The 12481-nt window shown below is 62.0% G+C and carries 10 protein-coding genes; 1 reads left to right on the top strand and 9 read right to left on the bottom strand.

Going from position 1 to position 12481, the window contains the following annotated elements; all coding sequences use genetic code 11:
* Window positions 1–935: 935 nt before the first annotated feature.
* The 8 genes from PQQ96_RS40135 to PQQ96_RS40100 all read right to left on the bottom strand — a co-directional run bounded on the left by PQQ96_RS40135 (window position 936) and on the right by PQQ96_RS40100 (window position 9364).
* Entirely contained in the window at window positions 936–2243 is a 1308-nt protein-coding gene (locus PQQ96_RS40135; protein ID WP_408302668.1) for a solute carrier family 23 protein, read from the bottom strand.
* Window positions 2244–2508: 265 nt separating this feature from the next.
* The gene (locus tag PQQ96_RS40130) at window positions 2509–4074 is read right to left on the bottom strand and encodes a methyl-accepting chemotaxis protein (protein ID WP_408302666.1); all 1566 of its coding nucleotides are present in this window, start codon (window positions 4072–4074) and stop codon (window positions 2509–2511) included.
* Between the two features lie 411 nt (window positions 4075–4485).
* Window positions 4486–5100, bottom strand: a complete 615-nt coding sequence (locus PQQ96_RS40125) for a DUF2239 family protein (protein ID WP_408302664.1) — start codon at window positions 5098–5100, stop codon at window positions 4486–4488.
* An 85-nt stretch (window positions 5101–5185) separates the two neighbouring features.
* Window positions 5186–6697 (bottom strand): sensor domain-containing diguanylate cyclase, encoded by a 1512-nt coding sequence (locus tag PQQ96_RS40120; RefSeq protein WP_408302662.1) that lies wholly within the window; start codon window positions 6695–6697, stop codon window positions 5186–5188.
* Window positions 6698–6937: 240 nt separating this feature from the next.
* Window positions 6938–7639 carry an NAD-dependent epimerase/dehydratase family protein gene (locus PQQ96_RS40115; RefSeq protein ID WP_408302661.1) on the bottom strand — a complete coding sequence of 234 codons (702 nt, stop codon included), beginning with the start codon at window positions 7637–7639 and terminating at the stop codon, window positions 6938–6940.
* A complete protein-coding gene (locus tag PQQ96_RS40110) occupies window positions 7636–7812 on the bottom strand; it encodes a hypothetical protein (RefSeq protein WP_408302659.1) in 177 nt (58 codons plus the stop codon). The genes PQQ96_RS40115 and PQQ96_RS40110 overlap by 4 nt, the downstream gene beginning before the upstream one ends.
* A 47-nt stretch (window positions 7813–7859) precedes the next feature.
* Window positions 7860–8735, bottom strand: a complete 876-nt coding sequence (locus PQQ96_RS40105; protein WP_408302657.1) for an SDR family NAD(P)-dependent oxidoreductase — start codon at window positions 8733–8735, stop codon at window positions 7860–7862.
* 56 nt (window positions 8736–8791) lie between these two features.
* On the bottom strand, window positions 8792–9364 hold the full coding sequence (locus tag PQQ96_RS40100) for a TetR/AcrR family transcriptional regulator (RefSeq protein WP_408302655.1): 573 nt from the start codon (window positions 9362–9364) through the stop codon (window positions 8792–8794).
* A gap of 460 nt (window positions 9365–9824) precedes the next feature.
* Between PQQ96_RS40100 and PQQ96_RS40095 the strand changes: the two genes are divergently transcribed.
* Window positions 9825–11552: a methyl-accepting chemotaxis protein gene (locus PQQ96_RS40095; protein WP_408302653.1), complete on the top strand. Its 1728-nt coding sequence runs from the start codon at window positions 9825–9827 to the stop codon at window positions 11550–11552.
* 97 nt (window positions 11553–11649) lie between these two features.
* Here the strand turns inward: PQQ96_RS40095 and PQQ96_RS40090 are convergent.
* Window positions 11650–12481, bottom strand: an 832-nt coding sequence (locus PQQ96_RS40090; protein ID WP_408302651.1) for a helix-turn-helix domain-containing protein, incomplete at its 5' end; no start/stop codon positions are given.

Genomic DNA, 12481 nt, shown 5'->3' with positions numbered 1-12481 from the left:
CGCGTATTTCACAGAACCATCTGGTCGTTTTGCGCGTGGGCCTCACTCGGCGCCGTGGCTCGCCGTTGCGTCACCAACCTTCCTGCCATGCGCTGGCGCTTCATTCGAAGTGCGAATTCACGCCTGCACGCGCTGACTCGACTTGTCTTCAATTCGGAGTACAGAGCGGTACTTCCCGAAACAGATATATATTTTTCGTCACCCCGTCGAGGCAAAGCCGATGACCCCCACCGCGCAAACGAAACCTATGGTTTCCTTGGTAGCCCCGTCCGCGCCGAGGCGAAGCCGATGGCTCCCACCGCCCCCAAACGAAGCCCCTGGTTTCCCTGGCAATCCCCGTCCGTGCCGAGGCGAAGCCGATGGCTCCCACCGCCTCCAAACGAACCCCTGGTTTCCCTGGCAGACCCGTCCGCACCGAGACGAAGCCGACGGCTCCCACCGCCCTTGAACGAAGCTCCTGGCTTCCTGGGCAGATCCGCTCACGCCGAGGCGAAGCCGATGGCTCCCACCGCGCACGAACGAATCCCCCGGTTTCCCATGCAGACCCATCCGCGACGCACGCAGTGCGGAGTGGGAGCTGATGACTCCTTTGTCACTGACGCTGAATGTGCGAGGGTACGGATTCCAGATGCACCACTACCGCGGCTGTGCGGGGGACCCGCTTAAGAATTGGCGGTTTGAGCCGCTTTCTCTTGCTTACTTCTCTTTGCGGCCGGTCTATACACCGCCGCAAAGAGAAGTAAGTGCCCGCCCCGCACAGGGGCGACGCTAATAAACCAATAACAAATCAAGGAAAGGCCAACGCCGTAGGCATACAGACAACAAGCGCCGCGCAGGCAACCAAACTCAATCAAAGCCCAACGCCGCAAGCGCACAAAAACATGCCACTGCCAAAGGCAAAGGCAAAAACCAAACTCAAACCGAAACCTCGCCGATCAGGCCACCGGCCCCTGGGCCGGCTTCCTCCTCAGGAGAGCATAAAGAATAATCGCGCCAAAGGTCGCAGTACCAATCCCGCCGAGCCCAAATCCACCAAGCTTCAACGAAAAATCCCCAGCGCCCAGCACAAGAGTCACCGCAGCAACAATCAGGTTCCGGTTGTCAGAAAAATCCACTTTGTTGACGACCCAGATCCGCGCCCCCGTCACGGCAATCAACCCGAACACAACGATCGATACCCCACCCAGCACCGGCCCCGGAATCGTCTGAATCACCGCGCCGAACTTCGGCGAAAAACCCAACACCAGCGCGATCACCGCCGCAATCACAAACACCAGCGTCGAATAGATCTTGGTCACAGCCATCACGCCAATGTTCTCGGCATAAGTCGTCACGCCGGTGCCACCGGCAAACCCAGACACAATCGTCGCGAGTCCATCGCCAAGAAACGCACGGCCGACGTAACGATCCAGGTTCTGCCCCGTCATCGCGCTCACAGCCTTGATGTGCCCAAGATTCTCAGCAACAAGAATCACCGCAATCGGTGCGAGCAACGTCATCGCCTGCATGCTGAAAACCGGCGCCGTGAAGTGCGGCATACCAAACCACGCAGCGTTCGCCACAATCGCAAAATCGATCGGCTTACCCATGCCAAGACCATTCGTGACGATCGCGTAAATCACGTACGCCATCAGCAAGCCGACCAGAATCAGCAACCGCTGCAGCATGCCGCGCGCAAACACCGCGACCGCGCCGACGCACAGCACCGTTACCAGCGCCATCCACGAGTCGAAGTTGCTGCCGCTCACGCCATGCACCGCGATCGGCGCAAGATTCAACCCGATCACGCAGACGATCGCGCCGGTCACAACCGGCGGCATCAGCGTTTCGATCCATTTGGTGCCCACCGCCGAAACGATCAGGCCGATGATCGCGTACACCACCCCGCACGCAATGATCCCGCCCAACGCCACCGGAATGTTCAGGTTCGGACCGTGCCCGCCATACCCCGTCACCGCGATCACAAGGCCGATGAACGCGAAGCTCGAGCCGAGATAGCTCGGTACGCGCCCACCGACCAGCACGAAGAACAACAGCGTGCCGATCCCCGACATGAAGATGCACAGGTTCGGATCGAAGCCCATCAGCAACGGCGCAAGCACGGTCGAACCGAACATCGCGACGACGTGCTGAATGCCCATTGCAAACATCTGCGGCCAGGCGAGCCGCTCGTCGGTACCGACAATCCGGCCCTCGGCAGCGTTCGGCTGGGCGCGCCAGCGTGGGAAATAGGAATCAGCCATGGCGGGGGTTCTCCTCTGTCGGCGTTTTAGTGAACGGCGCAGCGAAACGGCGCCGTCTGGGAATTACGCGCGAGTGTACGGAGACCCACCAGGCCTGGCAAGGGCGACAAAATGGGTAACAAAACGGGCAACAACGCGGACAGCAAAGCATGCGCCCAGAACCGCGCTGAGCGCATGACAAGCACCACGCCCGCGCCTGACAAGCACGGCGTGGCGTGGGCTGTGCGGGACATAAAGGTCACACCTCCAACGGTCACCGCCTCGATCAGCCGTGCCGCGCGTCCAGCGAGAACACCGTGACCGCCGCCTGCAACTGCCTCGCCTGGTCCGCCATCGACGCCGCCGCGGCGGCCGCCTGCTCGACCAGCGCCGCGTTCTGCTGGGTCACGTCGTCCATCTGCGCGACGGCGCGGTTCACTTCCTCGATGCCGGTGCTCTGCTCCCGCGACGCCGACGAAATCTCACCCATGATGTCGGTCACGCGTTTCACCGCATGGGTGACTTCCGCCATCGTCTGACCGGCCCGTTCGGCCAGTTCGGCCCCGCTGCCCACGCGCGCCGTCGAGCTTTCGATCAGTTCCTTGATCTCCTTGGCCGACACCGCACTGCGCTGCGCCAGCGAACGCACTTCGCCAGCCACCACCGCAAAGCCGCGGCCCTGTTCACCGGCGCGCGCCGCTTCCACCGCGGCGTTCAGCGCGAGGATGTTGGTCTGGAACGCGATCCCTTCGATCACCGCGATGATGTCGGTCATGCGCTTCGAGCCGGCCGCCAACTCGCGCATCGTCTCGACCACATCGCCAACCAGGCTGCTGCCGCGCGCCGCCACTTCCGACGCGCCATGCGCAACACCGCCGGCCTGCTGCGCATTTTCGGCATTCATCTTCACCGTCGAGGTCAATTCCTGCATGCTCGACGCAGTTTCCTGCAACGCGGCGGCCTGCTCTTCGGTGCGTTGCGACAGATCGGTGTTGCCCTGCGCGATCTCGCCCGAAGCCATCAGGATCGATTCGCTCGACTCGCTGATGCCCGACACGATGCCCGCCAGCCGTTCGCGCATATTGCGCAGCGCGAACAACATGCTGTCGGCGTCGCCCGCACGCGTCTCGACGCGCACGCTCAGGTCGCCATCGGCAATACGGTTGGCGATATGCATCGCGTAATCCGGTTCGCCGCCAAGTTGACGCGCGAGACGCCGCGCAATCACCATCGCGAGCAGCGTGCCCACCGCGATCGCACCCAGCACCAGCGCGAGCATCACGATGCGCATGTGCTGATAGTCGGCGCTCGCCTCCTGTTGGGCGTCGGTGGCTTGCTGACGGCGATAGTCGATCAGCGCCGTGATGCGATCGCGCAGCGTCTCGCTCGACGCAATCGCGCGGCGCACGAGTTCGTTGTTGTCGACGCCGGCCGGAATCGGTTCGAGACCGATCTGCTGATGCACGATGCCCTCCCACACTGCTGACTTGCCCAGCACGGCTTCGAACATCTGCTGACCCTTGCTGGTCACGATGGTCGCGCGATACTGGTCGTAGGCGCCGTGCATGTCCTTGAGCGAGGCGACGATACTGTCCTTCAACTTTTGACGGCTGGCGTCGTCGGTTGCGTAGCCGAGATTCGCGGCGGCAAGATCGGAGTCGATCTTGTGACGGTTCGCCTCTTCCATCCAGTAGAGACCATTCATCTGCCGGTCGCTGATGGCGTCGGTAATGTCATGCATCGACGACAGCGTCTTCAGCGAAGTCCCGCCGATTACGACGCAGAAGCCGATCACAATGGCAAATGCCAACAACAGCTTCCTGAATACGGTCATGCGGTCGAACCACTTCATCTCACCATCCTTCAAAAGTCCCGTGGGAACGCTCGCGCCGCCGCACTCCCGCGAAAACCTTCGCGATGTGTCAGATACGTAGCGGCGCTCCAGCCTCTTTTACGGCGGCTAAAACAGGGACTTGAAGCAATAAATGATGGTGATAACCGGGACAGGATAATGAAAGCAACGCTCCGGCTCACGGGGCCGGATCGCTACGTCAATGTGCTTCGCACGTCGGCGCAGTGATTGGGATTTGTCTGATATATGGGGACGGGCCGAACTCTTAGACTTTGTTTGCTGCGTTCGCCCCCATGAGCGCACGCGATGTTGTTGTAACTCTCCGACTTACCGCTCACGCTCCCCGGCGTGAGCGGCTTTTTTTTGCCCCTACGTTTCGTGAGCCCGGCACTCGCCCAGGCGCGGCCGACTCTATGGATGCGTGACGAACACACCTTCGGCAAGGCGCAGCGTGTGGCTGCGCACGTCCTCTGGCCATGCCGCAACGATGTTGGCAAACCGCGCCCGATCGTCGGCGTAGAGCGCGCGCGTTGCGTCTTCATAATCAGACAGATTGCCGGCGAGTGCGGCCATGAAACGATACACGGCTTCTTGCGCGGTGCGTTTGCGGTCTTTGTCCTCGCCCGCCAGCCGCGCCGCTTCGACCAGTTTGCGCAGCGCGACCGAAGCGCCTCCCGATTGCCCGTTGAGCCAATCCCAATGACGCGGCAGTAGCGTGACCTCCCTTGCCACCACGCCGAGTTTGGGCCGGCCCCGGCCACGCGGGGTGTCGTCTTGCCCGGTGTCTGCAGTTGATTCGGGTTGCGCGCCGGGCACCTCGCTTGCCAGCCGCGCCAGAATCTCTTCAGGCGTGCCGCGCAAATCAAACTCAACCGGACGGCTCGTGACGTCGTCGAAAATCAGCACAGGCGCCTGTTCGCCGCGCTTCAGCACCTCGCGGACAGCGAGCGCCACCTCGGACAAGGTGCCCGAGGCGATACGGCGGTGCCCCTCGAAGGCGGAACAGGTAACAGGATGGTCGGTCATGACAAACTCCAGAAAGATGAATTTGTCGAATTATACCCGGGTATAAATTAAGCGCAATATATTACCCGGGTTAAATTAACCTACCTCAGCGCGCAGGCGATGTCACGACGCTCAGCCGATCCGCCCGCGCCGCCACCGGATAACACAGCACGCGGTTGCGGCCAGCGTCCTTGGCCTCGTAGAGTGCCTCGTCCGCCGCGTTGACGAGTGCGCGGCTCGTCGCGAATACCTGACGCCGAGTGCACGCAATACCGATGCTGATGGTCAGCACATGGTGCGAGCTCGCAACATGGCGAAGCTCGAGCGCCTGAACCGCGGCGCGAATTTTCTCGGCAATGGTCGCCGCCCCGGCTTCGTCGGTATCGGGAAGCAGCACGGCGAATTCTTCGCCGCCGTAGCGCGCCGCGGTATCGCCCGGGCGCCGCACGCTCTGCCCAATGCAGCGCGCCACGGCGATGAGCGCATCGTCGCCGGCCGAATGGCCGTATAGATCGTTGAAGCCCTTGAACGAGTCGACGTCGATCAGCAACATCGACAACGGCCAACCGTTGCGTTGCGCGCGGCGCCATTCCTCCTCCGCCTGTTCCTCGAAGGTGCGGCGATTGTTCAGACCAGTCAGCCCGTCAGTGCGCGCCAGCACGCGCAGTTCTTCTTCGGCAGCACGGCGCTGCCGCAGTTGCTGCGAGAACAGCATGGCGAGCGCGATGATCGCCACATCGAGCGCTGCAATCAGGGTGCCGATGATCCACGCGCGACGCCGCCATTCCACGTAGATGTCATGCGTCGAGAGCGCGACATCGAGAATCAGCGGATACATATCGATATGACGGAAGGCGTACCAGCGCTCGACACCGTCGATCGCCGCCGTGCCGAAGAAGTCCCCGCTCGGTTCCTGGAGGAAGCGCGAATAGTTCGAGGTGCCGGCCAGCCCCCGGCCGATGATGTTCGGATCGTATGGGCGCCGCATCAGCATCGTGCCGTCGTTCAGCATCAGCGCCATCGAACCGCCCGGGCCGAGATTCATGCCCGCGAACAGGCGCCTGAAGTAAGTGAGTCGCATCGTGCCGACCACCACGCCGCCGAAGCTGCCGTCCGGTCGCGATATGCGCCGGCTCAACGCAATGCTCACATCGTTGCTGTTCACCTTCGGTATGAACGGGTGGCTGACATACAGGCCGACATTGGGCGAGTCGCGTTGAACCTGGAAGTAGTCACGGTCGGCGAGATTGATTCGGCGCGGAGGAGTGGCTTGTGAATCGAACACGACGTTGCCGGCTGGGTCGAGGACGAACATCGAACCCAGGTCTTTGGCGCTGGTGGAGCCGTCGAACAGCACCATCTGGCGGATCGCCGGCGGCAGGTCCAGCACGCCGGGCTGTTTCAGGCCGTCGATAACCGCCCGCAGCGACAGATCGTAGATCTCGAGATTGCGCGACACGTCACGTTCGACCAGCAGCGAGACGTTGAAGACGGAATCCTGCGCGCGCCGCAGCGCGTCATCGCGCATCTGCGCCAAAACCCACACCGCGATCGCGAGTATCGCGCTGGCCAGCACGATACTGATCGCAATCACGATGTTCGGTCGGCGCGTCACCATGAGGTTCTGATTCGAGCATGCGCTGACCTACGCGCGTGAAGAAGTGGGACGCAGCCGGAAGGCGCGGCCCGTGAACCGGTAGCGTACCAGAGGCTGAGGCACGTCAAACGCAGAAAAAGGCGGGTTTTTGGCGGCTCAGGCGAAAACTTCGACGAAGGCGTGCCTCAAGCCACAGGCGCTGGCGCCGGCATCCTGTTTTTAGAGCGGTAGGGGGCGCCGAGAATGCGCCCGCCCAGACGCTCAGCCGACGTGCAAATCAAGCGCCGGCCCGGACGCGGTGCGGCTGAGCGCCCGGATATCGGCGACCTCGAGGACCGCTTTGGGGGCGCCATGGCGCGCGGCCTCCAGCATCGCCTGGCCGATGTCTTCGGTACTCAGAATGTGGTTGGGGAATAGCGCGCGCAGGGTCGACAGGAAAGGCTTGGCCACCGTGTAGAACAGCCGGTACGCCCGGGTCTTCGAACGAGCGCCGTTGAGCGGCTCGATCGCGCCGGGACGAAACAGGTAGACCGCCTTGAATGGCAACCGTTGCAGCGCGTTCTCGGTCTTGCCCTTGACCCGCGCCCACATGCTGCGGCCACGTTCGGTGCTGTCGGTACTCGCGCCGGACACGTAGACGAACGTCATCTGGGGATTGAGACCGGCGAGTGTCTGAGCGGCCGCCAGCGTCAGGTCATAGGTGAGGCGCGTGTAGTCTGCCTCCGACATGCCTGCGGATGAGACGCCCAAACAGAAAAAGCATGCGTCGAAACCCTTCAACGATGCTTCCACCGCGCGGTAGTCCATCAGATCCGGCAGGATCAGTTCGACGAGGCGCGGATCGAGCTGGCCAGCGCGCGTGCGGCCAACCGTCTGGACCGCCTCGACGTCGGGCGCGCGCAGGCATTCGCGCAATACGCCCTGCCCGACCATGCCGGTCGCGCCGAATATCAGAACCTTCATGATGCATGCTCCATGGTCGCGCCCGGCCAGCGCGCGTTGGTGAGTCCTACGGATATGTCCCACAGACGGGCGGCGGCCGGATACCGTGGACGGACCGCATCGAGCGCGACCTGCCCTTTTTGCGCGGGGCGGCCGGTCTGGCGCGGAAGGTCCGAAATGGTCCAATTTGCCATGCCGTTCGCCCCAATATTGCCTGTTGCCCGCTTGCCCGGGTGCGTCCTCAAGCTTTCGCCGGTGCGCCCGGAAAATCCGGTAGCGGCGTTGGCGCAGAGAAATCGGTGGCGGCACTGACCGCCTGCCACGCCTCGGCGCTCGCAGCGCGCGCCTTGTCGCCTTCGCCGGCGTAATGCAACGCGTCACTGCCCAGCAAGAGATGTTGCGGCAATGCATCGTGATAGGCGAGCTTCAGCACCACTTGCGCAACCTTCGCGGGATCGCCGGTTTCACGGCCGACATACTGGGACAGCATATCCGCGATGGCGCCGACCGACGGCACATAATCTGGCAGCAAATCCGGCATCGCGCCACTCGCCTCCGTGCCCCAGTCTGTTTTCATGCCGCCCGGCTCGAGCGCGGTGACGTGAACGCCGAACGGCGCAAGCTCCTGGCTGATCACCTCGGTGAACCCGCCGACCGCCCACTTTGCAGCCTGATACGCGCTCAATCCTGCGATCCCGATACGGCCGCCGACCGACGAAATCTGGATCACGTGGCCGGCTCGCTGTTTCCGCAATACCGGAAGCGCCGCGCGTGTCACGTTGACCACCCCATAGAAGTTGGTGTCGATCTGCGTGCGAAAATCGTCCTCGGTGGTTTGCTCGAACGGCGCCAGATGACCGAAGCCAGCGTTGTTGACGACCACATCGAGCCGGCCGAATGCGTCGACTGCGGCCTGTACCGCATTGCGTGCCGCCGCCGGATCCGTGACGTCCAGCGCAACCGCCCGAACCTGCTCGCCATAGCGCGTCAGCAGATCCGCCAACTGACGCGGATCGCGCGCGGTAGCCACGACGCGCTCGCCGGCGCGCAACGCTGCTTCGACAATTTCGCGCCCAAGCCCGCGGACACTTCCCGTAACCAACCAGACCTTCGACATAATGCGCTCCTTGCATTTAATTGAGCGAGCAATCACTCATTAACTCGACAAAAAAATTAGTTCTGGGCAATCGCGTGCCAGAACGCTTCAAAGCCGGCCTTACGATAACGGTCGGCATTGTTCGGTTCGCGAGCGATGAAATCCATGGTGGTTTCCGCCAGCGCCGCCATGATCGCCGACAGGAACGCCGGCGGATGATCACGCAACGCGCCGCTCGCCACGCTCGCCTGAATCATCGCGTTGATGTCCGCGAAGGACTCCATGCCGGTCGCGCGCGTGCAGTCGGTCAGGCGCTCAGAAACGGACAATTGCGCCATCGCCCGGCGTTTTTGCGGCTGCGCCACGCCCCAGTCGACAAACTTGTCCCATACGTGCTGTGCGCGATCGCGCACGCTGGCTTGCTTCGGGTAAGTCGTCATCATCACTTCGCGCAGCTCCGCCTTGATGTCCAGGTAGAGCTGGTTCAGCAGTTCGTCTTTATTGTCGAAGTACGTGAACAGCGTTCCCTCAGCCACGCCCGCCAGTTTTGCGATGCGTGCCGTGGGCGCACCCAGGCCCTGCTCGGCGATCACCTCTGCGGCGGCGGCAAGGATGGCGTTGCGCTTGTCTTCGCTTTTCGGACGGGCCATACGGTTCGCTTCGACTTCCAACAATAAATGAGTGATTGCTCAATCATATCCGCGGATGCCCACTTGTTCAAGCCATTTTTTGCCTGAGGCTCGCCAGTAGGTCATGTGCGCTGGTGCACGTCGAAAAATGAAATGGAAATGTAATAAAATGTTTTCATCAGATGCCTAAAACCATCCAAATCAACAGAAAATGATGCGTTCTTCGCGCATCGTGTGCAAGCTTGGTAGAGAAATACCCGCTATGCCTTAAGTCCGCGAGAATCCAATCCGATAACCAATAGATGGGATACCCATTTGTTGCCTGACGTTCGATGCGCTTCAGCGATGCGTCTGATGGAAGGCACGAAGGGTAAACCGCGCGGGGCTGCCACGATGACCGGCCGCCAGATAGACGCTCCCATGCCCGGACCTGAGAGTCCATTGCGAACGCTCTAACGATTCGTTATTGGAGAAAAAAATCGTGACACTTAAGCATCTCACCATCAAGACCAAACTGATTGTCGGTTTTGGCCTGCTGTCCCTCATTGTCGTCGTGATTTCCGGCCTGTCCCTGAAGGCGCTGAGCGATTCGACCGATGGGTTTTCCAACTACGTACATGGCAACAATGCACGCGCCGACATGGTGGTGCAGGTTCGAACCGCAGTCGACCGCCGGGCGATCGCAGCACGCAACCTCGTGCTCGTAACCAAACCTCAGGACCTCGAAATAGAGAAAGCCGACGTGACGCGCGCACACGAAGACGTGCAAGCCGACCTGAAAAAGCTCAACGACATGACGGCGAACTCGAGCGATACGTCGGAGAAAGCGCGCAGCCTCGTCGCCGAGATCAATCGGGTCGAGGCGGCCTATGGTCCGGTCGCCCTCGACATCGTCAATTCCGCGCTCACCAACAAGCGTGACGACGCGATCGTCAAGATGGACGAACAATGCCGGCCACTGCTCGCCGCGCTGATTCGCGCGACCGACGCGTACGCCGACTACACGCGCACACGCCAGGATCAACTGGTCAACGAGTACACGGCGCACTATGAAAACCAGCGCAATCTGCTGATCGCAATTTGCCTCATCGCGTTGGCACTTGCAGTCAGCGCGTGCGTGGTGATCACGCGCGCGATAACTGGCCCCCTGCGTTTTGCGATTGACGTCGCGCGGACCGTGTCGGAAGGCGATCTGCGCACGCGCATCACGGTCGACGGCCACGACGAAACCAGCAAACTGCTGGGCGCCCTGCGCGAAATGAACGAACGGCTGACGGCGATCGTCGGGCGGGTGCGCGACAGCAGCACCAGTATCGCGGGCGCGGCGCGTCAAATCGCAGCGGGCAATATGGACCTGAGCCAGCGCACCGAGCAGCAAGCTGCATCGCTGCAGGAAACCGCTTCCAGCATGGAAGAACTCACCTCCACGGTTAAGCAGAACGCCGACAACGCGCAGCAAGGCAGCATGCTGGCGGCGAATGCTTCGTCGGTGGCGCAAAAGGGTAGCGAGGTCGTCGGCCAGGTCGTGAGCACGATGCATGACATCAGCGATAGTTCGACCAAGATCGCGGACATCACGGGCATCATCGAAGGCATTGCGTTCCAGACCAACATCCTCGCGCTGAACGCGGCCGTTGAAGCCGCGCGGGCGGGCGAACAAGGGCGGGGCTTCGCGGTGGTCGCAAGCGAAGTCAGAAGCCTGGCTCAACGTTCATCGAGCGCGGCAAAGGAGATCAAGGATCTGATCGCCAACTCTGTGGAAAAAATCCGCGACGGCTCGGCGCTTGCCGGCGAGGCGGGCAAGACGATGGCCGATGTGACTCAGGCGGTCGCGCGAGTGACCGACATCATGTCGGAGATCGCAGCGGCGTCCATTGAACAGAGCCGCGGGATCGAGCAGGTCAATGTTGCGATTACGCAGATGGACAACGTCACCCAGCAGAATGCAGCTTTGGTGGAAGAGGCTGCGGCGGCTTCGCGCTCGATGGAAGATCAGGGGCAACAGTTGAATGAAGCCGTGGCGTTCTTTCAGGTGAAGGATGCTGCGCCTACGGGAGCGACCGCACCTGCCCGGCGGGGGACGCCGCGACGCGAGGCGGCGGTTGTTGCAGTTGCCCCGAAGCGGGATGCGCGGGTGGCGGCAGTCGCGCCGGCTGCTGCGCTTGCCACGGCGACTGTGGGTGCGCATGACGGGTGGGATAAGTTCTGATCTGAGTCTTTCGGACGACGCGTCGCTCACCTCACGAGCGACGCGTGAGCGAAGTCACAAGCAATGCTCAACGTAGCGGACGACACGACCCGGCTGGCTACCGCTGTTCAGCGTGAAGATATCGGTAGTCGTTCAGGCGCATTTCTTGAGGTGTCATCTCGTAGGCGCGCCGGAAGGCACGCGTAAAGTCGGATGCACTTTTGAAGCCGACTGAATAGCCAACGTCCTTGATCGGAACGCCCGGAAATCGAACAAGCTCGTCTGCGGCGACGCGCAAGCGAAGGTGGCGGATATAAGCACCAAGTTCGCCCTCATGTTCGAATAGCCGATAAATCGTGCTGCGCGGGAGCCCCAACGATTCAATCACGCTGTCAGGCGATAGTTCGCATTCCTGCAAATTTGTGCGAACGTAGCGCCGCGTATGTTCAAACATGAGCGCGCGGCCGACGGCGCGCTTGCCGCCACTCAAACCCGCCTCTTCCCCAAATGCGGCGACGACCAGGTCAATGAGGCCGGCGAGCTTGCGACGACCCTCCTCTAACGGCATGGTCCGGACGCTCTCGACAAGCGCCCTGGCGCGCTCGACGATAAGCCGCGTGGCGGGCCTGCTCGGGTCGAGCATGCGTCCGTGTATGGCGCCCGGGTCAGAGAACACGTGTTGCAGCAGGTTGGAGGGCACAACGAGCGTGATGTACCGGCACGCCTGCCGCCGCAGGCGTAGGGGTTGTTCAAGGTCGTTGGCAAGTACGCTGCCCCCGCCCAGGAGGTACTCAGGCTTCCTGGCGAGCGTTGTTGCGGCATGCGCTTCACCGTCCAGGAAAAAGGTAAAACCGATGCCGCGCGCGCTATCGCGCGAAATGCGGGCGACGGTGCGTTCGATCACGACATGATCGGTATAGGTGTCGCTGATACGGAATTCGCCGATCTCG

Source organism: Paraburkholderia sediminicola (assembly GCF_046027825.1).
Classification (GTDB): domain Bacteria; phylum Pseudomonadota; class Gammaproteobacteria; order Burkholderiales; family Burkholderiaceae; genus Paraburkholderia; species Paraburkholderia sediminicola_D.
This window is presented reverse-complemented; position numbering and strand designations above follow the sequence as displayed.